The organism is Luteibacter sp. TLI7-4A, from assembly GCF_056754745.1.
The window spans coordinates 1,988,518-2,013,668 of the sequence record NZ_JBPGWO010000001.1 but is presented as its reverse complement, the minus strand read 5'-3'; the positions used below and the strand labels follow the sequence as shown (position 1 = coordinate 2,013,668).

The window sequence follows — 25,151 nt, the reverse complement described above, 5'->3', positions numbered from 1 at the left end:
GACCGAACTGGATTGCCATGACCGTTCGCCACTTCCTTTCCACCCAGGACTACAGCCGCGCCGAACTCGACGCCCTGCTTGAGCAGGCCGCGGAGTTCAAGCGTTCGCCACAGGGCCAGCAACTGGCCGGCAAGTCGATCGCGCTGATGTTCTTCAACTCGTCCATGCGCACGCGGACGAGCTTCGAACTGGGTGCCTTTCAGTTGGGCGGACATGCGGTGGTGCTTTCGCCAGGCAAGGATGCGTGGCCGATCGAGTTCGAGGTCGGATCGGTGATGGACGGCGACACCGAGGAACATATCGCCGAGGTGGCCCGCGTGCTCTCGCGCTACGTGGACCTCATCGGCGTGCGCGCCTTCCCGAAGTTCGTCGACTGGTCGGTGGATCGGCAGGACAAGGTGCTGGCGGCCTTCGCGCAGTACGCCACCGTGCCCGTGATCAACCTCGAGACGATTACCCATCCGTGCCAGGAACTGGCCCACGCACTGGCCCTGAGGGAGCACCTGGGCGACCTGCAGAACAGGAAATACGTCCTGACCTGGACCTACCACCCGAAGCCGTTGAACACGGCGGTCGCCAATTCGGCCTTGTTGATCGCGACGAAGATGGGCATGGACGTGACCTTGCTGTGCCCGACGCCGGAATATGTCCTCGACGAGCGATACATGGCGTTCGCCAGGAGCAACGCACGTGAGAACGGCGGTTCGCTGCAGGTGTCGCACGATATCGAGGCGGCCTATCGCGGGGCGGATGTGATCTACGCGAAGAGCTGGGGCGCCATTCCCTACTTCGGCCGCTGGGACGAAGAGAAGGCGATACGCGACGCCAACAAGCATTTCATCGTCGACGAGGCCAAGATGGCGCTGACCAACAACGGTCTTTTCAGCCATTGCCTGCCACTTCGCCGGAACATCAAGGCGACCGACGCGGTGATGGACTCGCCGGCCTGCATCGCCATCGACGAGGCCGAGAACCGCCTGCACGTGCAGAAGGCGGTCATGGCCTCGCTCATCTCACAGTCGTCGGGCGTGAAGTCCGGCCTCGGTTTCTGATTCATCTTTCCCGATCGTCCATCGCTTTCCTTCGGAGCCAGCATGTCCAGCAAAGATATCGTCCTCGCCTTCTCGGGCGGCCTCGACACCAGCTTTTGCGTCCCTTACCTCATCGAACGCGGCTATGCGGTGCATACCGTGTTCGTCGACACCGGCGGCGTCTCGTCCGAGGAGCGTGAGTACATCGAGCAGCGCGCCCATGAGCTGGGCGCGGCCTCGCACCGCACCGTGGATGCCGCCCAGGCGATCTGGGACAGCTTCGTCACTCCGCTGATCTGGGCCGGGGAGTTCTACCAGGGCCAGTACCCGTTGCTGGTGTCGGATCGCTACCTCATCGTGAAGGCCTCGCTCGAGCGCTGCGACGAACTCGGCACGAAGTTCTTCGCGCACGGTTGCACCGGCATGGGCAACGACCAGGTCCGCTTCGACCTGACCGTGAAGGCGCTGGGCGACTACACCATCGTCGCTCCCATCCGCGAGATCCAGCGCGAGCACACCCAGGTTCGCGCCTACGAGCAGAAGTACCTCGAGGACAAGGGCTTCGAAGTACGCGCCAAGACCAAGCACTACACCATCAACGAGAACGTGCTCGGCGTGACCATCTCCGGTGGCGAGATCGACGCATGGGAGATCCCGGGCGAAGGTGCCGTGGGCTGGTGCGCGCCGCGTTCCGAATGGCCGTCCGAACCGTTGCGGATCGAACTGGGTTTCGAGAAGGGCACGGCGGTGTCGCTCGATGGCAAGCCGGCGTCGGGTCCGGAGATCCTCGGTTTCCTCAACCGTGAGCTGGCGAAGTATGGCGTCGGCCGCAGCATGTACACAGGCGATACCAACATCGGCCTGAAGGGGCGCATCGTGTTCGAGGCGCCCGCGCTCACGGCGTTGCTGACCGCGCACCGCGCGCTGGAGGAAACGGTGCTGTCCAAGCAGCAGAACCGCTTCAAGCCCGAGATCGGCCGCAAGTGGACCGAGGTGGCGTACGAAGGGTTCTTCAACGATCCGGTCAAGACCGATCTCGAAGCCTTCCTCGTCTCCACCCAGCGCAAGGTCGACGGCAAGGTGATCATCGAGACCCGCGGTGGCACCGTCTACGCGGTGAAGGTGGAGTCGAAGAACATCCTGCAGTCGGCCAAGGCGACGTATGCCCAGGCCGCCGACTGGGGCGTGGCCGAGGCCGAGGGCTTCATCAAGCTCTACGGCATGAGCTCCACGCTCTGGGCGGAAGTCGACCGCGCCAACGGGAACTGATCCGTACCCATGGATACGCTACTCAAGGACACGCTCACCCATCTGCGCGCGCTGGTCGGCTTCGACACGCGCAACCCGCCACGAACCATCGGCACCGACGGGATCTTCGATTATCTGCGCGCGAACCTTCCGGGCTTCGACGTGCGGGTGACGGATTTCGGTGCCGGTGCCGTGAATCTCTACGCCGTGCGCGGTACGCCCCGGTACCTGTTCAACGTGCACCTGGACACCGTGCCCGATTCCCCGCACTGGACGGCCAGCCCGTTCGAGCTGCGGGTGACGGAAGACCGTGCCATCGGCCTCGGCGCATGCGACATCAAGGGTGCCGCGGCCGCGCTGGTCGCGGTCGCCAACGCCTCGCAGGGCGACATGGCATTGCTGTTGTCGACCGACGAGGAAGCCAACGACGCGCGTTGCATCGACGGCTTCCTGAAGACGCCGCGCGACTACGAGGCGATCATCGTCGCGGAGCCGACCAAGGGCGAGGCCGTGCTGGCGCATCGGGGCATCCATTCCGTGCAGATGCGGTTCCAGGGCAGGGCGGGCCACGCCTCCGGCGAGCAGAAGCCCTCGGACAGCGCGCTGCACCAGGCGATCCGCTGGGGAGCCGCCGCGCTCGACCACGTGCAGGCGCAATCGCACGAACGCTTCGGCGGCCTCACCGGCCTGCGTTTCAATATCGGCAAGGTCGAGGGCGGCATCAAGGCCAACGTGATCGCGCCGACGGCGGATGTCCGTTTCGGCTTCCGTCCGTTGCCGTCGATGGATGCCGACCACCTGCTTGAAGCCTTCCGCACCCTCGTCGAGCCGCATCCTGTCGAGTACGGCGAGACGTTCCGTGGCGATTCGTTGCCGGCGGGCGACACCGCGACGGCCGAGGCGCGCCGCCTGGCCGCCCGCGACCTCGCCGATGAACTGGGTATCCCTGTCGGCAACGCGGTCGATTTCTGGACCGAATCCGCGCTGTTCTCGAAGGCCGGCTACACCTCCTTCGTCTATGGCCCCGGCGATATCGCGCAGGCGCATAGCGCCGACGAGTGGGTCGCGCTCGACCAGCTGGCTCATTACGCCCAGACCATCCATCGGATCGTGGACAGTGGACTCTAATAAACATACCCGCAGAACCATCGTGCGCCTGCTGTCCTCCATGGGTAGCGCACGCGAGATACAGCAATACCTGAAGCGCTTCTCGCAGCTGGACGCCGCGCGGTTCGCCGTGGTGAAGGTCGGTGGCGCGGTGCTGCGAGACGAACTGCCCGACCTCACCTCGTCGCTGTCGTTCCTGCAGCAGGTGGGCCTCACGCCCATCGTGTTGCATGGCGCCGGTCCGCAACTCGACGAGGAACTCTCCGCGGCCGGCATCGAGAAGAAAACCGTCAACGGCCTGCGGGTGACCTCGCCGGAAGCACTGGCGATCGTCCGTCGCGTGTTCCAGGCGCAGAACCTGCGCCTGGTGGAAGCACTGCAGGAAGCCGATACACGCGCCACCTCCGTGCCCTCCGGCGTGTTCACGGCGGACTTCATGGACCAGGCGACCTTCGGCCTCGTGGGCCGCGTGCGCGCCATCAACCTGGCTCCCATCGAGGCCAGCCTGCGTGCGGGTTCGATCCCGGTGATCGCCAGCCTGGGCGAGACCGATTCGGGGCAGATCCTCAACATCAACGCCGACTTCGCCGCGAACGAGCTGGTCCGCGTGCTGCAGCCGTACAAGATCGTATTCCTGACCGGCACGGGCGGCTTGCTCGACGGCGACGGCAACGTCATCGATTCGATCAACCTCTCGACCGAATACGAGCAGCTGATCCAGCAGCCGTGGCTGCACTCGGGCATGCGCCTGAAGATCGAACAGATCAAGGATCTCCTCGACGACCTGCCGCTGACCTCGTCGGTCTCGATCACGAGGCCGGCGGAACTGGCCAAGGAACTGTTCACGCACAAGGGTTCCGGCACGCTCGTGCGTCGTGGCGAACGCGTGCTCCGTTTCGAGTCGTGGGAGGGCGTCGACCTGGCCCGCATGCGGCAGCTGATCGAATCGAGCTTTGGCCGTACCCTCGTGGACGACTACTTCGAGCGTACCGACCTCTACCGTCTCTATGTCTCGGAAAACTACCGGGCGGCGATGGTGCTGACCGCGGAGGAAGGGTTCGCCTACCTGGACAAGTTCGCGGTGCTCGATGAAGCCCAGGGCGAAGGTCTCGGGCGCGCCGTATGGCAGGTGATGCGGGACGAGAATCCCCGGCTGTTCTGGCGGTCGCGTCACGGCAACGTGATCAACCATTTCTATTACGCGGAGTCGGACGGCTGCTTCAAGCAGGCCCGTTGGAAGGTCTTCTGGTACGGCCTGGACAACTTCGCCGACATCGAACGTTGCGTCGCGCATTGCGCCACGCGCGAACCCACCCTGCAGGACTGAACGCTCATGGCCAAGAAGACCATCGGCATCGTCGGCGCACGCGGTCATACGGGCGCGGAACTGATCAAGCTCATCGCCAGCCATCCGGGCCTGGAGCTGGCCTTCGTGTCCTCGCGCGAACTGGACGGCCAGCGCCTGGCCGATCATAGCGATGCCTACGAGGGCGAACTCACCTATGGCAACCTCGATCCCGCCGCCGTCGCAGCGGCGGCGGCCGACGTGGTGATCCTGGCCCTGCCCAATGGCAAGGCCGCTCCTTACGTGGAAGCGATCGACAAGGCCGCGGTCGCGACGGTGATCGTCGACCTCTCCGCCGACTATCGCTTCGACGAGCGCTGGTATTACGGCTTGCCCGAGTTGTATCGCGATCGCTGGCGCGGCGAGAAGCGCATCAGCAATCCGGGGTGCTACGCCACCGCGATCCAGGTGTCGATCGCGCCGGTGAAGGACCTGCTGGCCGCGCCACCGGTCTCGTTCGGCGTGTCCGGCTATTCCGGGGCGGGCACGACGCCATCCGACCGCAACGATCCGGAGAAGCTGCGCGACAACCTGATGCCGTATTCGCTCACCGGCCACATGCACGAGAAGGAGGCCAGCCGCCACCTTGGCCTGCCCGTGGAATTCATGCCGCACGTGGCGCCGCACTTCCGCGGCCTGACGGTCACCACCAACCTGTACCTCGCCAAGCCGGCCAAGCGCGAAGAGATCGTCCGCCGCTTCGAGGCACGCTTCGAGAAGGAAAAGCTGGTCCACGTGGTGGACGAGGCGCCGTGGGTGAGCCAGGTGGCGCATAAGCACCACCTGGACGTGGGTGGATTCGCCCTCTCGGCCGACGGCCGTCGTGTCGTCGTGGTCGCCACGCTGGACAACTTGCTCAAGGGCGCCGCCACGCAGGCGATGCAGAACGTCAATCGCGCGCTCGGTTTCGACGAGCTGACCGCCATCCCGCTCTAAGCGGAAGGAATCCACCATGACCCAACCGCTCTGGCAGAAATCCGATACACAGGTGGACGCGCGCATCATGCGTTTCCTCGCCGGCAACGACGTCGTGCTCGATCGCGAATTCTTCCTGTACGACATCACGGCGAGCAAGGCGCATGTGGAAGGCCTCGCCAACATCGGCGTGGTGTCCATGCAGGAGCGCGATGCGCTGCTGCGGGAGCTCGATATCCTCGCGGCGGATTTTTCCGCGGGGGCCTTCGTCCTCGACGAGCGTTTCGAGGATGGCCATTCGGCCATCGAGGCGCGCCTGACCGAACGCCTCGGCGATGCGGGGCGGCGGGTGCATACCGGGCGTAGCCGCAACGACCAGATCCTGGTCGCCACGCGATTGTGGCTGAAGGAAAAGCTCCTGGCGCTGGAGTCGCTGTGCCGTCGCGTCGCCGAGGTCTGCCTCGACCGTGCCGCCGGCGAACCGTTGCCGATGCCGGGGTATACGCATATCCAGCGGGCCGTGGTGTCGTCGACCGGCATGTGGTTCGCCGCGTTCGCCGAAGCCTTCATCGACAATACGCTGCGGGCCCGCCAGGCCCTGGAACTGATCGACGCCAATCCGCTCGGCACGGCGGCGGGGTACGGGGTGAACATCGCTCTCGACCGCGCGCATACGACCGCGGCCCTCGGCTTCGGACGGATGCAGGTCTCGCCGATCTATGCTCAGCTGTCGCGCGGGAAATTCGAGATGGCCTCGCTCGATGCTGTCGGTACCGCGCTGCTCGATACGCGTCGCCTCGCGTGGGATCTCTCGCTCTTCACCACGGCGGAATTCGATTTCGTGAAGCTGCCGGCGGAGTACACCACCGGCTCCTCGATCATGCCTAACAAGCGCAATCCGGATGTCGTGGAACTGTTGCGTGCCAGCTACGCCAGCGTGGCCGCGGCGCGCACCGAGATCGAGCAGCTGCTGTCGTTGCCTTCCGGCTACCAGCGCGACCTGCAGCTTTCGAAGGGCTCGCTGTTCCATGGTTTTTCCATGGGATTGGGCGCACTCGAGCTGCTGCCGGACATGCTCGCCCGTTTCGAGTGGAAGGCGGACAGGATGCGTGCGGCCATCGAGCCGGCGATGTATGCCACCGACGTGGCGATCGAGCAGGCGGCGGCCGGCGTGCCCTTTCGCGACGCGTATCGCGCGGCGGCGGAAACGGCGGCCTCGGCCGGTGACGGACGCACACCGGAATCGAGCCTGGCAGCGAGGACCTCGCCGGGGGCGGGTAACGCTTTGATGCTGGATATGTTGCGGGCGCGGTTGGCCGCCTTGGCCGCCTTGGCCGGCTGAGGGCGGCCATCGCCGACAAGGTCGGCTCCCACCAGGCTGCCGCGACCAGGGTGGCTTCGACCAGGGCGCATCGGCTCCCACCAGGGCACGGTGACCGGCATCGTTCGGTGGGAGCCGACCCTGTCGGCGATAACGAGGGTGCGAATCATGACCAGGTCGACCGGCTTCACCGAACAAGCGCTGCCTCCCTGGCGCCGTGCCGTCCTCAAGGTCGGCAGCAGTCTGTTGACCGCGCCGGGTGGCGCGCTCACCGGTACGTATGCCGAGGCACTGGCGACCTTCGTCGCCCGCAGTCGCGAGGCCGGCCGCGAAGTCGTCATCGTCTCCTCCGGCGCGGTGGCGGCGGGACGCGGCCTCGCCACGCCCGAGCGCGGCGCGGGCCTGGCCGGACGACAGGCATTGGCCGCGCTGGGCCAGACGCGGCTGATCGCCCTCTGGCAGGGGTTCTTCACCGACTCCGTCGCCCAGGTCCTGCTCACCCACGACGACCTGCGCAACCGCCGTCGTTATCTCAATGCCCGCTCGACGTTGCGGGAACTCCTCGCCCTTGGCACGATCCCGGTCATCAACGAGAACGATACCGTCGCCGTCGATGAGCTCAAGCTAGGCGACAACGACAACCTCGCCGCCATCGTCGCCGCGCTCGTGGACGCGGACGTGCTGCTCATCGCCTCGGACATTGGCGGCCTATACACGGCCAATCCCCGCATCGATCCGGACGCGCGGCCTGTCGACGATGTCGCCGAGGTCACGCCCGGCCACTTGGCCAGCGCGGGTGGCGCGGGCAGTGCCGCGGGTACCGGAGGCATGCGGACGAAGCTGGAAGCGGCGATCAAGGCCGCGGCGGCCGGTATCGAGACCGTCGTGTTCGATGGTCGCGATGCCGCCTGCGTGGGCCGCCTGGCGTCGGGCGTGCTCACGGGAACCCGCCTGCGCGCGCCGCGAAACCGCCTTGCCGCGCGCAAGTACTGGCTGCGGCATACGCCCGCCGGAGGCCGCATCGTCGTGGATGACGGTGCTGCGGACGCACTTCGATCGCGTGGTGCGTCGTTGTTGCCGGGCGGTGTCATCGGTGCCGAAGGCGAGTTCGCGCGAGGCGATGTCGTCGAGATCGGCGACGGCCACGCCGTATTCGCACGAGGCGTCTCGCAATATGCCGCCGGCGACGTCCGCCGCATCGCCCGGCGCCATACGCGGGAGATCGACGGCGTGCTCGGCTACAGTTACGGTGAGAGCGTCGTGCACCGCGACGATCTCGTGGTCCTTCCCGAATGAGCGAGGTCGCCATGCCATCTTCCCTGCGTGAACGTGCGATCGCCTGCCGGGACGCCGCCTCCGTGGTGGCTGGCCTGGATACGGCGGCGAAGCGGCGCCTGCTTCACCGGATGGCCGATGCATTGGCTACCGATGCGGCCCTCGTCATCGCGGCGAATCGACGCGACATGGACGCGGCGGTGGCGAACGCGACGAGCGGCGCGATGCTCGACCGCCTGCGCCTGGACGAAGGGCGTGTCGACGCCATCGTCGGCGCCATTCGCGAGGTGGCCACGTTGCCCGACCCCGTCGGCGTGATCACCCGTCGCGAAACGCGGCCCAACGGCATCGTCGTCGAGCGCGAACGTATCCCGCTGGGTGTGATCGCCATGATCTACGAAGCCCGTCCCAACGTCACCGCCGATGCCGCCGCCCTGTGCCTCATGGCGGGCAATGCGGTGATCCTGCGTGGCGGATCGGATGCGATGCATTCGAATGTCGCCATCGCCCGGGCCCTGTGCCGGGCGTTGCGGGAGGAGGGCGTGCCCGAGGCCGCATTGACGCTCCTGGAGGATCCTCGTCGCGAAACGATGGTGGAACTCCTCAAGCTCACCGATATCGTCGACCTGGCCATCCCGCGTGGCGGCGAAGGGCTGATCCGCTTCGTTGCCGAACATGCCCGCGTGCCCGTCATCAAGCACTACAAGGGTGTCTGCCATCTCTACGTCGACGTGGATGCCGACAAGGACCTTGCGTTGCGCTTGCTCATGGATGGCAAGACGACCCGGCCCGGCGTATGCAACGCGCTGGAAACGATGCTGGTTCATCGCGATGTCGCCGCCTCGTTCCTGCCGCGGGCTATCGCGCGCTTGCGTGAACAGGGGGTCGAAGTACGCGGCGACGACCGTGTCCGCGCCGTGGTGGCCGATGTCGCCACCGCGACTGAAGACGACTACGCCGCCGAATTCCTCGACCTGATTATCGCGGTCCGTGTCATCGATGACGTCGACGAGGCGATCGCGCACATCCGCCGCTACGGCTCCGATCACACGGAAGTGATCGCGACGCGGAATGGAGCAACCGCCGAACACTTCGTGCATTCACTCCGTTCGGCGGTCGTCATGGTCAACGCCTCGTCGCGCTTCAGCGACGGGGGCGAGCTTGGCCTCGGCACCGAGATCGGCATCTCGACCACGCGCTTGCATGCCTATGGCCCGATGGGCACCGAATCGCTCACGGTCGAGCGCTTCGTGGTGCGTGGGGAAGGGCAGGTGCGGCATCCGCCCGGACCAGCCAGGGAGGGCGGTTAAGCCGGCCGCCCAAGCTCCGCACGGATACGTTCCGAGACATCCATCATCGCGTACCATGCGCGTTCGATGGCATCCGCCAGCGCATTCCGGTTCAGCGCGACCGTCTCCGCACGTCCACCTTCATCGGGCGTGTATTCGATCAGCACGCGCTCGCCATCGATCCATGCCTGTTCCCCCGCGAGGAACAAGGGATCTTCGAAACTGCCCATGCCGGGTTCCAACGGCATGGCGAACGCCGTGCGTGTATCGCGCGGAGCGTCGCGCAGCAGTTCGAGGGCGCGCGGAAACGAGCCGTCCTCATCGTCCAGCTCCAGGTTGACGCGGTCGAGGCGCGGGCCCGCGAACAGTTCCACCGAGCCCATGAAGATGGCATGCGTGGCATAGCCGTCCAGCCGCACGCGAGGCTGCTTCAGGACCTCACGAAGCGCGGCCACATAGCGATCGCACACGTCCGGGTTTTCGCGCAGCCATTGGCTGCTGACATCGTCGATGGCAGTCTCGTAGCCATTGGCCTTCGCCTGGATGCCGGGATGGCTGAGGCCCGCGGGGCGCGCGGGCAGGGTGACGGGAAAGCCGCCGGCCTTCAGTCCCAGCAGCACCCGCCCAGGCACGACGCGCAGCCAGTGCGTGACGCCCTGCACCGCGAATCCGCTGCCGCGTTCGCTGTAGGGCGAGGGATAGATATCGCTTTCACTCATGCCTGCGAGCGCCATGCTTCGATGGCTTCGACGGCGCCCAGGCAATCCGAGTAGCGGTTGTAGAGCGGCGTGGGCGAGAGGCGTATCACGTCCGGTTCGCGCCAGTCGCCGATGACGCCTTGTCCTTCCAGGTATTCGAACAATGCGCGTCCCGCGTCGCGCCCGGCGCGCACGCGCACCGACAATTGCGCACCGCGCTGCGCCGGGTCGTTGGGAGTGACGATGTCCAGCGCGTCGTCGAGGCGTGCGCGGATCAGCCAGTCGAGGTAGGCGGTGAGCCGGCGGCTTTTTTCGACGAGGCGCGGCATGCCCGCGCGACGGAATACATCCAGCGAGGCACGCAACGGCGCGAGCGCCAGGATGGGCGGATTGGAGATCTGCCAACCGTCCGCGCCCGGCGTGGGGACGAATTGCGGGCCCATCTTGAAGCGCGTGTGTTTGTCGTGGCCCCACCAGCCCGCGAAGCGCGGCACGTCCGCATGGGCGTGCCGATCATGGACGAAACAGCCGGCGACCGCGCCAGGGCCCGCATTGAGGTATTTGTACGTGCACCATATGGCGAAGTCCGCGCCGCTGTCGTGCAATGCCAGCGGCAGGTTCCCCACGGCATGAGCGAGGTCGAAGCCGACGACGCAACCTCGCGCGTGGCCGAGGCGCACGATCGATGCGAGATCGAAAACCTGGCCGGTACGATACTGCACGCCCGGCAACACGATCAGGGCCACGCGATGGCCGTGCTCGGCGATGGCGCGCTCGATCGCCCCCATGGATAGCGTGCCGCCGGCGCCGTCGGGCTGGATTTCGATCAGGTCGGCGGACGGATCGAAACCATGGAAACGTACCTGGGACTCCAGGGCGTAACGGTCGGTGGGGAAGGCACCGGCTTCCATCAGGATCGCCGGCCGCTCCGCCGTGGGGCGGTAGAAACTGACCATCATGAGGTGCAGGTTCACCCCCAGGGTGTTCATCGCCACGACTTCATGCGGTTGCGCACCCACCACGTCGGCCATCGTCTCGCGCACATACTCGTGGTAGTGCATCCACGGCGAGCGCCCGCGGAAATGGGCTTCCACCGCAAGCTCGGACCAGTCCGCGAGTTCCGCCTCGATCGCGGCGCGCACGCCCTTCGGTTGCAGGCCGAGCGAATTGCCACAGAAGTACAGCGTGTCGCGTCCATCGTGGGACGGAATGTGGAATTCTCCGCGGAAGTCGCGCAGCGGATCGGCGGCGTCCTGGGCATCGGCCCACGCGCGCGTCGCTTCGAAAGCAGTCATGAACGATAAGTCCCGGGATCAGGAAGGCATGTGGGCGGCCACGTCGGCGCAACCCTTGTCGAACGCCGCGCTGAATTTCGCGTCGCCGGCAGGACGGACGCAGCGCAACTGGATCGCGTAGCCCTTGCTGTAGAAATAGCGCTCGAAATAGTCGAGCTTCACCGATCCTTCCTTCGCCGTGTAGACGTTCTCGGTCGGTGAATTCGCCTTGCCTGGCGCGTATTCGGGCAAGGCCGTGGCATGGCTGCGCAGGTTGCCGGCGAACTGCTGGAAGCCGTTGAGGTTGGGTACCTTCTGCACCGCGATCGAGACGCGGGCCAGGGTCGCGTCGGCGGCGCTGGAACCGGGTACCTGGAACACCTGGGTTTCCTTCTCGCCCTCGGACTGCATGATCGGGACCCAATGGTCGGGTACCGCGAAGCGGATATCCCCGCCCGCCATGGAGACATCGGCCGCGTAGAGGGCGGGGCTCGCCAGGACGGAGGCGATCAGGAGGGCACGCAAAGGGCGGTTCACGATGAGGGGTCCCTGGAGATGGCGGCGCTGCCGCGTTACCAGCGGCATTCTTGCACAGCGGCCGTCGGCGCATGGCGCAGGCGCTGTGCTCCCGGTCACGCCACGGCGGCTACCGCCTGGAAACGCGTCTTGGGCACGCCGAGCCATTCCAGGGCGGTGCCGTGGAACAGGCGGGCTCGCGCGGTGTCGTCGAGGCCGAGGGCCTCGATCCCGCTGCCGGGTTCCTGCTCGCCCAGCGGGAAGGGATAGTCCGTGCCGAGCATCACCCGGTCCGTGCCCGCGGTTTCCAGCAGGTAGCGCAGCGCGGCGGCGTCGTGCACACAGGAGTCGAAGTAAAGGCGCGACATGTACTCGCGCGGGTTCCGCGCGTTGTCGGTGGCGACGAGGTCCGGACGCATGCGGAACCCGTGTTCGATGCGGCCGATGGAGTAGGGAAAGCTGCCACCGCCGTGGGCGAGCATGATCTTCAGCTCGGGCAGCCGTTCCAGCACGCCACCGAAAATCAACGCGCAGGCCGCGCGCGATTGCTCGGCGGGCATGCCGACGAGCCACGGCAGCCAGTACTTGGGCATGGAGTCGGTGCCCATCATGTCCCAGGGATGGACCAGGATCGCCGCGCCGAGGTCGGCGGCGGCTTCGAAGAAGGGGAACAGCTCCGGCGCATCGAGGTTCCACGCGTTGCAATGCGAACCGATCTGCACGCCCTGCAAGCCGAGTTCGTCGATGCAGCGTTCCAGTTCGCGGATGGCCAGGGCGGGCGACTGCAAGGGCACCGTGCCGATGCCGGCGTAGTGGCGCGGGTGTGCTTCGCACACGGCGGCCATGGCGTCGTTGAGGTGTGTGTGCAACTCCAGTGCCTGGTGGCCCTTGGCCCAATAGCAGAACATCACCGGTACGGTGGAGACGACCTGCACGCCGACGCCGAAGCGTGCGTAGTCGGCGATACGATGCCCCGGGTCGAAGGCCGAGTCCCATACCTCGCGGAAGAACTTGCCGTCCTTGTAGATCCGGTGGTGACCGCCGGAATGGGTCATCACCGGAAAGCGGTCGTCGCCGTGGCGGGCCGCCAGATCGGGCCAGTCACGGGGCAGGATGTGCGCGTGGGTATCGATCTTGAGCATGGGGTCGAGTGTAGCGCCGGGGGCATGACGGGGCCTCTCGCGGTGCAACAAGCGACCGCGACGGGCGGTGGCCGGCAGGCGATCGCCTTGTGGGAGCCGTCCAGCGGCGATCAGGCCGGAGCCGTGCTTCGGCGGTTGACCACGTGCGCGATCGTATCGACGTTGTCGGTGAGGCGGTCCGTCAGGCGCCCCACCGCTTCGGCCAGTTCGCGATCCTTCGTCCGCGACAGTGCCTCCACCAGCGCGCGCTGGTGTTCGCGAAGGCCCGGTGGCATGGCGATGGCCTCCACCCGGGTCAGTGCCTCGGCCTGCGCGCGCAACGCCACCGAGGCTTCGCGGATGAACGGGCCGACATGTGCCCATTCATCCGGCACTTCGTCGGCATCGATGAGCGACTCCAGGCTCATGGCGGTGCGGGCCAGGCGATTGCCGTTGGCGTAGAGGGTCTCCGCCAGTTCGAGCAGCACCGCGGGTGTACCGGGTTCGGCGCGCATGCGGTCCAGCGATGCCTGGGCGTTGGTGCGCGCGGTGCGCGTGCCCATGCGCACTTCGTGACGGGCGCCGCGGTCGGCGGGTCCGACCAGCGCATCGAGGTAATCCGCGTAGGCGCTGAGCATTTCCGAAAGGGCGCTTCGCGCGCGATGCCGCTCCCACGAAGGCCAGAGTACATAAGCGATCAGGGCCAGGCCGCTGCCCAACGCGGTGTTGAGCACTCGGTCGGACATCGCGGAGAACGGGTCCACGCCCTCGAACGAGAGCAGGACGACCACCGTGCCCGTCAGCGCCGCGACGGCGACGCCGTAGTGAGCCACGGCCAGATAACGGAAGGCGACGCAGAGCACGCCCATCACCGCGAGATGCGCCCAGGCCGCGTCCGGGGTGAGGCGGAGCACGAACGTGGTCAGCATGAGGCCGAGCACGGTGCCGACAACGCGCAAGAGGCCGAAGTTGAAGGTGGCCGCGAAGTCGGGGCGCAGCACGATGGCGGCCGTCATCGGCAACCAATAACCGTGCGGCAGGGCGTAATAGCGCGATACGGCGAAGGCGAGGGTGAGCACCACCGCGCAGCGCACCGCATGGCGGAAGGCCACCGAGCCGGACGTCAGGTTGGCGCGCAGCGTCGACAGCGCCGATGCGCTGCGCAGCGTTTCCGGCAATGCCGTCTCGGCTCGTTGCGCGCGTTCCTCGCCGCGCGAGCCGGCCCAGTTGGTGTTGCGCACCACGGCCGCGAGCTGGCCGGACAGGGCCTGGATATGCGCACCCAGGCCCATCCCGGCGGACCCGGCCAGCAACGCCCGCTCGCTCGCCTGCAAGGTGGCCAGCGCACGTTCGGCCCGTTGCGGTGGTTCGGCGGCGTCGAGGGCATCGGCGGTCGCGGCCAGGACCCGCGCGGCATCGTTGCGGAACATCTCGCCCATGCCGTCGCGACGGGTTTCCAGCTCCGCCATGGCGATCAATTCCAGGCGGATGCGCTCGGCCAGTTCCAGCAGCACCCGAAAGGCTTCCATGGCGCGGCCACGTGCGTGGTGGCGGCCGAGCAGGGTGCTCTGCAAGGCGTTCATGGCGTCGGTGAGGCCGGGCGCCTCGCCGTCCTTCTGCGGCTTGCGGGCGAGTTCGGCGAGGCCACGATAGACCGTGGCCAGGGCGAGCCGTTCCGGACGGTAGCGTTGCAACGGCCACGCCGCTATCGAGAACACCGCCAGCAACATGCCGCCGGCGAAGATGAGGCTTCCGCCGGCCATCGACCCGGCCAGGTCTTTCGGCGTGGCCGCGGTGATCACGAGCAGCAGCATGCTCGTCATGCCCACCCTGGCGATGTCGGGGCCGAATACGACGAGCATGCCGCCGAGGAAGCCGCACACGGCGCAGGCGACGCTCATCGGCAGGATCCAGTCGCCGATGAGGAAGCCGACCAGCGCGGCCGCACCGGCCGCCAGCGCGGCGAGGAAAAGCCGGCTCAGGCGTTGCTGGTACGGGCCCGGTTGATCCGAGAACATCGTATCGAGCGCGCCGGCGGCGATGCCGATGCCGACCTGCGGATAGCCCAGCCATATGCCGAGCGCCAGTGGCAACACCACCGCCGCGGTGTTGCGCAGCGCGACCCGCAGAGGGACATCGGGTCGTTTCGTCCGGATCAGCGCGTCGATGACGCTGGCACGGAACGAGTAGCCATTGCTCATGATGCGTGTGGGCTGGCGAGCGGCGAAGCGGGACGGAACCGGGTGGTCACGATTCCGTCCCCGGCGTTCACGAGGCGCGGCCGGCGAACTCGCCGGTGAGGGTGTTCACGGTCACCTTTTCGCCCGTGGTGATGTATTCCGGCACCTGTACCTCGATGCCGGTCTGGAGCGTGGCGGGCTTGGTCCGCTTGGTGGCGCTGGCGCCCTTCAGTTCCGGCGCGGTATCGGTGACGACAAGGACCACCGAGGTGGGCACCTGGAGTCCGACCGGCGCATCGTCGATCACCTGCACGAAATAGCCTTCGAGGTCTTCCACGACGTAGCCGGCGTTGTCGCCGACCACCTCGGGGCCGAGGACGTACTGGGTATAGTCTTCGTCGTCCATGAAGACGAATGCGTCGCCGTCCATGTACGAGAACTTCGCCTGGCGGCGACTGAGCTCGACTTCCTTCAACTCGTCGTCGGCGCGCAGGCTGAGGTCGTACTTGCGGTTGCCGGGAATGGAGTAAAGGGTGAAGCGGAAGGTGACGTTGCCGCCGCGCGCGGTGGGCGCGCTGCGTTCGATGTCACGGACCTGGTACACGGTGCCATCGTTCTCGACGACATTACCCTTCTTTACTTCGGATGCTTTCATGGGGTTCGGCTTGGAGTGGATTATTTCGGTGCGAGACGAACGGCGCCGTCGAGGCGGATCGTTTCGCCGTTGAGGTAACGGCTGGTGAGGATGAAGGCCACGGTGTCAGCGAACTCTTCCGGCCTGCCAAGGCGCGACGGGAACGGGATCGACGCGGACAGGGACTCCTGCACCTGCGGCGGCATGCCGTCGACCATCGGCGTCCAGAAGATGCCGGGTGCGATCGTGTTGACGCGGATGCCGAAGCGCGACAGTTCGCGCGCCATCGGCAAGGTCATGCCCACCACGCCGCCCTTGGAGGCGGAATAGGCGGCCTGGCCGATCTGGCCCTCATAGGCGGCGACCGAGGCGGTGTTGACGATCACGCCGCGTTCGCCGTCGTCGCCGGCGGTATTGGCCTGCATGAGTTGCGCGGCCGCCTTGGCGACGTTGAAGCTGCCGACGAGGTTGACCATGACGGTGCCGGTGAAGGTCGACAGCGGCATGGGACCCTCCTTGCCGAGCACGCGCCCGGCGCCCAGGATGCCTGCGCAGTTCACGACCACGTTCAGCCCGCCCATCGCTTCGCGCGCCGCGCCGACGTTCGTCGCCACGCTCTCCTCGGAGGTGACGTCGGTGCGCTGGAACGTGGCGAGAGGGCCCAGGGCGGAGGCCGCGGCCTGGCCCTTTTCCTCGTTGACGTCGAAGAGCGTCACCTTCGCGCCGGCGGCGACGAGACGTCGGGCGACGGCGTGACCCAGACCGGATGCGCCGCCGGTGATGACGGCCCTGACCTGTTCGAGCTGCATGAAGACTCCACTGGTGCGACTGGCAAAGAGGCACATCTTAGCCGAGGGTGCCGCCGATGGCTTTGTGCATCGGCACACGAACGTGCGAGGTGGTCAGGATGCGGCAAGGAACGCATGCAGGGCGTTCGATTCCGCCAACCCGGCGAAGGGAACGACCGCGGGTGGGGGTGTGGTCGGTTCGGCCAGGAACAGGCTCCATACGCCCACGTCCCACCACCGGCCGAGCTTGTAGCCGGCTTTCGGCCACACGCCGGCCGGCGCGAAGCCCATGGATTCGTGCATGGCCACGCTGGGATCGCCAGGGAGCGTGATCACGCCGACGGCCTGGTTGATGCCTTGCAGGCGCATGGTCCCGAGCAACGCGCCGTAGAGACGGCGGGCGATGCCACGGCGGCGGGCTTTCTCGTGCACGTAGATCGAGGTCTCGGCGATCCAGTCGTAAGCCGCGCGCTCACGGAAGCGGCCCGCGTAGGCATAGGCGATCACTTCGCCTTCATCTTCCCATACCAGCCAGGGGTGGTTCGCCAGCTTGCCGCGGATACGTGCGCGCATGGCTTCCTCGCCGGGAAGTTCGGTCTCGAACGTGATCGCGCTGGTCTCCACGACGGGCGCGTAGATGGCATGGCAGGCGGCGGCGTCCGCCTCGGTGGCAATGCGGATCACAGTGGCTTTTCCATGAAGATGCTGGCGGGATGGGCGTGATGGTCGCCGAAGGGCGGGCAGCGCCGGTAGCCGGAACGCTCGTAAAGCTCGATCGATTCGGTCTGCGCCGTGCCGGTCTCCAGTTTCACCTTCGTGCCGCCAGCCGCGCGTACCTGGGCCTCAAGCGCTTCCAGCATCTGCTTGCCGAGTCCCATGCCGCGGCAGGCGGGTACGACGTACATGTACTTCAGTTCGACGTAGTCTCCATGGTCCACGCCGGCACCGCAGGCCAGGGGGATGCCGTCGACGCGCGCCGTCATGAAGGTCACATGGGGCTGCCGCAGGCTTTCCACGCCCACGTACCGGGGTGGCGGCTGCTGGTAGAGGTCGGAGAGGTAGCCGTGCAGTTGTTCGATCAGGGGCAACACGTCGGCGCGGTCCGGGTCGTCGATCGCGAACAGGAGTACAGGCGGCTCGGGCGCGACGATGAGGTCGCCATCGTTGAGGTGGCGCAGGAAAAAGCGGTCGCAACTGAAATGTCCGGTGCCGCCCATGGGCGCGTCGATGCGCGCGAAGCCATGGCGCAGGTAAAGCGCCTGCGCGGCATCCATGCCGGTCAACGTTTCCAGGTAGATGCGCTGGAAACCGGCGCGGCGAGCGGCATCCAGGCAGCGGCGCATGAGTCGTGAGGCCGCTCCGATGCCGCGTGCCGCCGGCAGGAAGTACATCTTGCGTAGTTCGCAGGTGTTCTCGTCGCCGCCTTCCAGAGGGGCGATGCCCGCTCCGCCGATGGCACGACCGTCCTTCTCGACGACGAAATAGGCATGGCGCGGTCGCGCATAGGCGGCGGACAGGCCGTCCACTTCGGGATCGTGGATGGCGAAGCCGGGGCCATCGGCACCGAATTCCGGCATGACGTGGCGAATCACGGCGGCCATGTCGGTATCGTCGCGGGGCTCGATGGGGCGGATGGTGAACGGCGTCGTCATGAGGTCATTGCGGCTCGGCGGGACGTTTCATCGTGATGTTAGCCGGATATGCCCACGGCGCGCACCGCCGCCCTCGGCGAGTACGCGCGGGCGCCATGCGCGCCTACAACGGAGGACATATTGCCAGGGGGGCGCACGCGGCAGAGGCTACCGGCTCAGCAAGGAACAGCTGATTCAAGGATGCCTGCATGAAGAAGGCGAAAACAACGGCGGTCGCGGCGCAAACATCGGGGGGAACCGCGGAGCGGGGTTCCAGCACCCGGCAGCAGGTTCGCAAGGAACCCTGCGTACCCGTCGAGCCACGGGACGGCTGGAACGGGTGCTCTCCAAGAGATAAGCGGCTTCGCGGAACCGCGCGCCCAGAGAACGAAACCGAGCAGGACGTCACGACAAAAAGGGAATGCCGTCATGAAGAAAAAGAGTCACGTGACCCCGTTAAAGGAACCCGGCAGAGGCACGGTGGGACGGGAGGAACAAAGTCCCTGGACGTATCTCCAGACCTTCTACGTCGAGCATCCGCCGCGGGCCGAGGATGGCAGCGTGCCAGTGGCGAAGGTGTACGCCAATGGTCGGCAGCAAGTGCGCTTGCGCGTGGTGCTTTCCGCGCGTAACGAGGACGGCGTCTGGGTTCGCCTGACGGAAGAGAGCAAGAGGTCGTTGAAGATCATCAACTATGAGACAGGACAGGAACTGGGGCCGCCCTGGCATATTCGATTCGAACCGAATGAGTACACATATAACGACACGCTCATCCCGGGAAGCGTGCTGGTCGCCGGGCATGCGGACGCGGCATCGCCCGCATGCAACGATAATTCGCTTCCACTACGGCTTGGGCCACTGCCTGCCGACCAGGATTCCATGGACATCTTTGTCGTGGTCGATGCGCCGGCCGTCCAGCGGATCGCGATATCGATCCTGCCACCTGGAAAGGATCAGCCGATCGAGACGCGGCCAGGAGCTGTGGGGAATGGGCCTGGAAGCTTCGATAGCTCCGTGTACATCGATGCGAAACCTCCGTTGACCCTGCCGGTGAGTCAGCTGGGCGAAGATGGATTCCATATTCGCGGAACCAACCGGCTGGAAGACAGTTGGCACCGTGTGAACGACTACTACATCTGGCTCACCTTTCGTCAGGTGCGAATCAGGCTGCTTCGACTGGAGTATGGCGCGGAGGGACCGAATATCTGGTGGCACGAGGGTGATTGGGGGCCGTGGGAGGCGGTGTTCACCATCATGGCCCAGCCGGGCGCGTGGCCCAGTATCGGCCAGGGACTGCCGCCGAGTGTTCACGTGCACGACGGGTGGCAGAACATTTCAACGTTATTCCCGGATCCACGAATCGTGCAGCCCGAGCCCGGTGCGTTGCAGGTGGTCGCTTCCAGCTTCACTGACAATATGCATTTCTATTGGAGCGGGTCATCGGCTGCGCCGCCACGGAAGGCCGCCAACGTGACGGTCGTCGACGAGTTCGGTAATTCCCATCGGTTGACGATCAAGTTCCGTTACCCGGAAATCGACGACATCGACATCGCAACCTGGGGCTAGCCTGACGAACGACGACATGGAATGCACATGGACAAGGGAATGAAGTCAGCGAAACGCGCCACTGCGCGGCCCGACCGGTCGCGCGAGGCGCCGTCCGCCAGGAAACGAAAACGTGATCCGCGGGCCGAGACGGGCGGGGTGCATTCGAACGCGTTCAACTTCCTGAGCAGCGTGACGACGGGAGTGGATCCGCGCACGGGCATGTATTCGTGCTCGATCGGCCTGCCGGGCGTGGCGGCCAATAACCTGTGCGGTCCGACCGTGGGCTTCCGCCTGACTTTCAGCGCGTTGAATTCGGTCGATGCGGGTTTCGGACTTGGCTGGTCGATATCGACCACGCGTTTCGATGGCCGGCGCAAGATCCTGACCCTGTCCAGCGGGGAGTCGTTCCGGGTGGACACGGTCAGCGGCACGGCGACCTTCAAGGATCGCAAGCTGCGTTCGTTCGACATGCGCCAGGAGGGCGACGACTACCGGATCGTGCACAAATCGGGGATGTCGGAGTTGCTGCGCGGCGACCTGGGCAGCGACGGCATTGCGGTGTTACGCGAAGTTCGTTCGCCGGAAGGCTATGTGGTGACGCTTGAGCAGCGATCGGCGAATGGGGTGACCCGGCTGATGAGTGCCTCCGACACCACGGGCAAGCTGCTGGAGATCGACTACCAGACCATCGGTCGGACGGTGGTTCACCTCCGTCCGGGGTCGGCGCGGGCGAGCGCGTTCGTCTTCCATCAGTCCAACGATGTGCTGGTGCGGGTGGACTTGCCGGAAGATTACGGCGACGGTTGGTCTTTCGGTTACGAGAAGACGTCCACGGGCCTGTTGCTGCTGAAGAGCACGACGGTACCGACCGGCGGTCGTGAAGAAGCCATTTACAAGCTGGAGGGCCATCTGCTCCCCGGGGGAACGAACCGGCCGTTGACTCACATGCCGGTGGTGTCGACGTTCCGGCGTGATCCCGGTCACGGGCAACCCCGGACCGAAATGCGATACACGTACTCGTCGCGCAATTTCTTCGGTTACGGCGCGCTGGACGACTGGACGGACGACGAGGACAACCTGTATCGGATCGTGGCGCCGGCGGGACAGGCGTACGTCTACAGCTCGACGGAAACGACCATGGACGGCTTGCACGCGGTGAGGACCGTGGAGCGGACCTTCAATCGCTTCCACCTGCTGACGCGCGAGGTGACCACGCAGGATGGCTGTGTCACCGAGGTGGTCACCGTCTACGACGAGGACCCCTCGCAATCGTTCGAGAGGCAGGAGCCCTGGTGCCAGTTGCCGATCGAGGCGCGAACGAAGTTCTACCGGCTGGCGGAACCCGAGCGTTTTCGCGAAGAAGTGGAAACGAGCACCTACGACGAGCACGGCAACTTGCTGGAGCACCGCGACGCCCGAGGCGCGTTGGAAACGCGCACGTACTATCCGATCGAAGGCGTCGAGGGGCAATGTCCGGCCGATCCGCTCGGGTTCGTCAGGTCCCTGAGGGAGAAGCGCGCATCGCCGCCGGACGGTACGGTCGGGCCGGTGCGGTCGACCCTTTACCGTTACGAACCGCTTGTCTCCCTGATCGCCGACGACCCGGATCATCTGGTCCCCCGAAGCGCGGTGTCGTATGCGGACAACGGCGATGGCGGGTCGATCCTGCTGAGCGACGAAACTTACGCCGTCATCGACGATCGCGGCATGCATCACGGTCGTCCCCTCGGCACGTTGCGCGTGGTCGGCGACATAGGCAGGACGACGATCGCCATGACCTATGCGATACGTGACGCCGAGAGGGATGCAAGGGGCGAGCCATTTCCGGTGCTGGTCACGACGACCACGCGCATCGGCAGCGATGGCGCGGATAGCCAGACAGAGGTCAGCATGGATGCCCGCTCGCTCTTCGATGGGCGTGCCGTCATGGAAGAAGACGCGAGGCACGTCATCAAGCGAATCGCTTACGACGGGCTGGGACGCCTGGTCGAGGAGACAGCTTCCGCCGATTCCGAGTTTGCCGCCAGCATGACGAAGCGCTATATGTTGGCGCACGCGGGCAGCTGGGTGGAAACGACCGACGTGGTGGGGCGACGGACCCGCGTGGAGCTGGATGGCTTCGGCCGCGAGGTCAGGCAGGTGGCCGTCGACTGGAAATCCGACGGCCGCGAACACGAGATCCGGAGCGCCACGTTCGATGTGCTCGGCCGCACCGTGTCGGAGACCACCGCCGACGTCGATGTGCCCGTCTCCGGCTGGAAGTCGAAAAAGGCGCGACACGTCGCACTGGTCCTCAAGACCTTCTATCGTTACGACGGATGGGGCAACCGCGCGGAAACGCTTCATCCTTCCGGCATGCGCTCGTTGAGCCGTGTCGACCCGATCGGTCTCGTGACCGACGAGTATGACGAAGTCGTTGCCGACGGATCGGTAGGTCGCAGTCGTCGCAAACGTACGACGACCAGCCAGAGCGGCAAGCCCTTGCTGATCGAGCGGCTCGACAGCCAGGGCACGCAAGTCGACCGGCGCTACGAGTACGACGGGCTCGACCGGTGCGTCGCGGAAACGGATGCCGAAGGGCATGTCACCCGTTATGTCTACGATGCATACGACAGGCTCAGCGAGTCGATATTGCCCGACACGTCGGTCGTCAGCCGCAGGTACGCGCCGCATGGCGATCAGCCATGGCTCGAGAGCCTTGTCGTGCACCACGTTTCGATCGGCGGCAGGGGTGTCGAGCTCGGCAAACAGACGTTCGACGGGGCAGGGCGACTCACGATGCGGCGGGCAGGCCGGCGCGAGACCGGCTATACCTATGAGCCAGGTTCGACGGAGCCGCGACAGATACACCTCCCATCCGGTGAATTGCTGACATGCGGATATGAGAAGTACCTCGACGATCGCCTTGTCGAACTGTCGAGCCGAGGCCAGCTACCGCAGGAGCGAACGGTATTCGAACATGACAAGGTGCATGGCGGATTGCTGCGGGCGAGCAACGATCTCGGCACCCAGACCATGGAGTACCTTCCATCTGGCCGTCTGGCGAAGACGACGTTCATCCATGAAGGTCAATCGCGGATCGCGGTTTGTTCCGACTATACCCTCAAGGGTGAACTTACCCGGTACACGGGCGTCGACGGCGCCGAATGTCGGCTGTCCTTCGACCCGCTCGGACGACTTCACGCGCTGGAATCCGACGAGATCGCAACGGAAATCGCCTACGATGCCTTCGGCAGGACGCTCCGCGTCGCCACAGGAACCGTCGACGGCTCCCTGTCCTCGCTCATGGCCACGGCATACGACGAACACGGTCGCGAGTGCCGGCGGGACATCACGGCACGCGCCGGGCCGATCGTCAAAACGCAGCAGTGGGTGCAGACGTATACGCCTGGCGGCGAGATCGCGACGCGCACGCTGGTGACGGAAGAGGGTGTTCGCGAAGAACGTTATGGCTACGATGCCCGTGGACGGCTGGTCGAATACGATTGCGAGGGCATGCATGGACCACTCGATCCGTCGGGTCATGCGATTGCGCAACAGCGGTTCACGTTCGACGCCCTGGACAACGTTCGCGAAGTGGTCACCCGCTTCGTGAGTCCGTTCGAGCCGGAAAAGTACAGCAGGTTCGACTATGCGAAGGACGATCCGACCCAGCTTGCGCGTCTGGTGGAAATACAAGCCGGCCGGCCGGATGTCATCCTGGAGGTCGCCCATGACGCGTCGGGCAACCTCGTGCGAGACGAGGCCGGGCGGAAACTCGAGTACGACGCGCTTGGCCGTCTCGTGGGCTGGACGCACGGGCAGGCGGGACGGTCCTATCGGTATGACGCCCTGGACAGGGTGGGCTGTATCGTCGAAGACGATGATCGACGATACCGCTACTACGAGGGCGACCGGGTGGCCCACGAGTCCGGCGAGCGCGCCTCGTGCACCTACCATCGCGTGGCTGGCGACACGCTGGCGCAAAGCACGATCGCCGGCGCCATCCGCAAGGTCATCTTGCTTGCCAGTGACGCGCAGGGCTCGGTAGTTTGCGAAGCATCGGATGACATGAAGCAACCGGTCTATACCGCCTATGGAGACCGGGCGGAGGCTTCGGGCGACAGCGACGTCGCATTCGCCGGCCAGCTGAGGGACCGCGATACCGGCTGGTACCTGTTGGGCAGTTATCGGGCATACAACCCTCGCTTGATGCGATTCCACAGTCCCGACGCCTCGAGTCCCTTCGGAAAGGGTGGCTTGAACGCCTATGCGTACTGCGCGGGCAATCCAGTGAGCCGGGCGGATCCCACGGGAAAGAGCTGGATCGATACCCTGACGCTCATAACGCTTGGCGTGATGGCCCTCGCTGCGACGGTTACTGCCCCGGGCGTCGGGGCCGCCCTCACAGCGACCATGTCAGCCGCACGTGCGGTAATGACAGCGGCACCCCTCGCAGTCGCCGGATCCACGGCCGCCGCTGCCGAGACGGGGGCGACCGTGTCCGCAGCGCAAATCTATACGACGTTTTCAGTCATCGGGGCTGTCGCGGGCGCGGCAGCGGATACGACATCTGTCATTGCCGAGCGGGCGGGTTGGAGCGAAGGAGCCGAGTGGTTTGCGGGCGCCGGCGTCTTCGCAGGAACCCTCTCGGCAGGATGGGCGTGGAAAGCGTCGGTCCTCGAATTGGGAAGGACCACGAGTCGCTTTGTCAGAACGAGCGCGCGTGTGGTCTCGCAGAGGATCGTCAACGTGGCCGAGGCGGCCGGCAGCGCAGCGCGCGAGGCGGGATCCGCCATGGGTCGCGCGGTATCGCGCGCGGGCAGTCGCGTGGCGTCCCGAGCCAGTCGCATGGCGTCCCGCGCCGGTGACGCGGCATCCCCCGTGAACAGGTCTCGTACGTCCTCGGTTATAAGTAACGCGACGTCTGGGGAGAGCCATGCGGGCCAGCGTCCTCAGCTAAGACGGCAAGTCAGGTTCGATAACCCGACGTCTCCATCGCCACCCCCGGGCGAGTCGGGCGCGGCATCGCCATCGCGGGTAATGTCACCGGAGGACTCGCTAGCGTCGGTGGATCTGCAGGAGTTCGGGATACACACGGAGAGCAGTGCTTTCAGGAAGGGTGTTCTCGATCGATTCCGCGACGGGGAGAGCGCCGTCTGATCGATGCGTGGTTGCCTCCCCGGCCGGGAGCGGAATGGGCGGATTCGATGTCCCTTGCCGATACCGGCCAGCGAATTATCGCAGCGGT

The 25,151-nt window shown here is 65.9% G+C and carries 20 protein-coding genes and 1 pseudogene; 10 read left to right on the top strand and 11 right to left on the bottom strand.

The features are described from left to right. The first annotated feature begins 17 nt into the window (after positions 1–17). From ACR9Y6_RS08840 to ACR9Y6_RS08805, 8 genes are all read left to right on the top strand, one after another. Entirely contained in the window at positions 18–1,052 is a 1,035-nt protein-coding gene (locus ACR9Y6_RS08840; RefSeq protein ID WP_481280951.1) for an N-acetylornithine carbamoyltransferase, read from the top strand. 42 nt (positions 1,053–1,094) lie between these two features. Further along, on the top strand, positions 1,095–2,300 hold the full coding sequence (locus tag ACR9Y6_RS08835; protein WP_426287278.1) for an argininosuccinate synthase: 1,206 nt from the start codon (positions 1,095–1,097) through the stop codon (positions 2,298–2,300). Positions 2,301–2,309: 9 nt separating this feature from the next. Further along, positions 2,310–3,407 carry an acetylornithine deacetylase gene (locus tag ACR9Y6_RS08830; protein WP_481280950.1) on the top strand — a complete coding sequence of 366 codons (1,098 nt, stop codon included), beginning with the start codon at positions 2,310–2,312 and terminating at the stop codon, positions 3,405–3,407. After that, positions 3,397–4,713 carry an acetylglutamate kinase gene (locus ACR9Y6_RS08825; protein ID WP_481280949.1) on the top strand — a complete coding sequence of 439 codons (1,317 nt, stop codon included), beginning with the start codon at positions 3,397–3,399 and terminating at the stop codon, positions 4,711–4,713. Before ACR9Y6_RS08830 ends, ACR9Y6_RS08825 begins: the two co-directional genes overlap by 11 nt. 6 nt (positions 4,714–4,719) lie before the next feature. Next, positions 4,720–5,667, top strand: a complete 948-nt coding sequence (gene argC, locus ACR9Y6_RS08820; protein ID WP_481280948.1) for an N-acetyl-gamma-glutamyl-phosphate reductase — start codon at positions 4,720–4,722, stop codon at positions 5,665–5,667. A 16-nt stretch (positions 5,668–5,683) separates the two neighbouring features. After that, positions 5,684–6,988 (top strand): argininosuccinate lyase, encoded by a 1,305-nt coding sequence (locus ACR9Y6_RS08815; RefSeq protein ID WP_481280947.1) that lies wholly within the window; start codon positions 5,684–5,686, stop codon positions 6,986–6,988. A 147-nt stretch (positions 6,989–7,135) separates the two neighbouring features. Then, positions 7,136–8,263 carry a glutamate 5-kinase gene (proB, locus tag ACR9Y6_RS08810; protein ID WP_481280946.1) on the top strand — a complete coding sequence of 376 codons (1,128 nt, stop codon included), beginning with the start codon at positions 7,136–7,138 and terminating at the stop codon, positions 8,261–8,263. Positions 8,264–8,274: 11 nt separating this feature from the next. Then, entirely contained in the window at positions 8,275–9,552 is a 1,278-nt protein-coding gene (locus ACR9Y6_RS08805) for a glutamate-5-semialdehyde dehydrogenase (protein ID WP_481280945.1), read from the top strand. Here ACR9Y6_RS08805 and ACR9Y6_RS08800 read toward each other — a convergent pair. The 10 genes and pseudogenes from ACR9Y6_RS08800 to ACR9Y6_RS08755 form a co-directional block, all read right to left on the bottom strand. Then, complete coding sequence (locus ACR9Y6_RS08800) at positions 9,549–10,250, bottom strand: hypothetical protein (RefSeq protein WP_481280944.1); 702 nt, start codon at positions 10,248–10,250, stop codon at positions 9,549–9,551. The two genes, ACR9Y6_RS08805 and ACR9Y6_RS08800, sit on opposite strands and share 4 nt — an antisense overlap. After that, positions 10,247–11,524: a kynureninase gene (kynU, locus tag ACR9Y6_RS08795; protein WP_481280943.1), complete on the bottom strand. Its 1,278-nt coding sequence runs from the start codon at positions 11,522–11,524 to the stop codon at positions 10,247–10,249. The genes ACR9Y6_RS08800 and kynU overlap by 4 nt, the downstream gene beginning before the upstream one ends. Positions 11,525–11,542: 18 nt before the next feature. Beyond that, positions 11,543–12,040, bottom strand: coding sequence for a hypothetical protein (locus ACR9Y6_RS08790; RefSeq protein ID WP_481280942.1), 498 nt, complete (start codon positions 12,038–12,040; stop codon positions 11,543–11,545). Positions 12,041–12,135: 95 nt separating this feature from the next. Next, positions 12,136–13,161, bottom strand: a complete 1,026-nt coding sequence (locus ACR9Y6_RS08785; RefSeq protein WP_481280941.1) for an amidohydrolase family protein — start codon at positions 13,159–13,161, stop codon at positions 12,136–12,138. Positions 13,162–13,271: 110 nt separating this feature from the next. After that, positions 13,272–15,341, bottom strand: a complete 2,070-nt coding sequence (locus ACR9Y6_RS08780; RefSeq protein ID WP_481280940.1) for an FUSC family protein — start codon at positions 15,339–15,341, stop codon at positions 13,272–13,274. A 67-nt stretch (positions 15,342–15,408) separates the two neighbouring features. Beyond that, the gene (gene efpL, locus ACR9Y6_RS08775; RefSeq protein ID WP_306847907.1) at positions 15,409–15,975 is read right to left on the bottom strand and encodes an elongation factor P-like protein EfpL; all 567 of its coding nucleotides are present in this window, start codon (positions 15,973–15,975) and stop codon (positions 15,409–15,411) included. A gap of 20 nt (positions 15,976–15,995) precedes the next feature. Next, entirely contained in the window at positions 15,996–16,763 is a 768-nt protein-coding gene (locus ACR9Y6_RS08770; protein ID WP_481280939.1) for an SDR family NAD(P)-dependent oxidoreductase, read from the bottom strand. 93 nt (positions 16,764–16,856) lie between these two features. Further along, positions 16,857–17,426 carry an N-acetyltransferase family protein gene (locus ACR9Y6_RS08765; protein WP_481280938.1) on the bottom strand — a complete coding sequence of 190 codons (570 nt, stop codon included), beginning with the start codon at positions 17,424–17,426 and terminating at the stop codon, positions 16,857–16,859. Continuing rightward, positions 17,423–17,833, bottom strand: a complete 411-nt coding sequence (locus tag ACR9Y6_RS08760) for a GNAT family N-acetyltransferase (RefSeq protein ID WP_481282709.1) — start codon at positions 17,831–17,833, stop codon at positions 17,423–17,425. Before ACR9Y6_RS08760 ends, ACR9Y6_RS08765 begins: the two co-directional genes overlap by 4 nt. 75 nt (positions 17,834–17,908) lie before the next feature. Then, positions 17,909–18,394 (bottom strand): annotated as a pseudogene (locus ACR9Y6_RS08755) (GNAT family N-acetyltransferase); the annotation flags it as partial. Between the two features lie 408 nt (positions 18,395–18,802). Between ACR9Y6_RS08755 and ACR9Y6_RS08750 the strand changes: the two are divergent. Then, on the top strand, positions 18,803–19,939 hold the full coding sequence (locus ACR9Y6_RS08750) for a hypothetical protein (RefSeq protein WP_481280937.1): 1,137 nt from the start codon (positions 18,803–18,805) through the stop codon (positions 19,937–19,939). Here the strand turns inward: ACR9Y6_RS08750 and ACR9Y6_RS08745 are convergent. Continuing rightward, positions 19,936–20,391, bottom strand: a complete 456-nt coding sequence (locus ACR9Y6_RS08745; RefSeq protein ID WP_481280936.1) for a hypothetical protein — start codon at positions 20,389–20,391, stop codon at positions 19,936–19,938. The genes ACR9Y6_RS08750 and ACR9Y6_RS08745 overlap by 4 nt on opposite strands. Between ACR9Y6_RS08745 and ACR9Y6_RS08740 the strand changes: the two genes are divergently transcribed. Then, complete coding sequence (locus tag ACR9Y6_RS08740) at positions 20,390–25,063, top strand: RHS repeat-associated core domain-containing protein (protein ID WP_481280935.1); 4,674 nt, start codon at positions 20,390–20,392, stop codon at positions 25,061–25,063. The genes ACR9Y6_RS08745 and ACR9Y6_RS08740 overlap by 2 nt on opposite strands. Positions 25,064–25,151 lie beyond the last annotated feature (88 nt).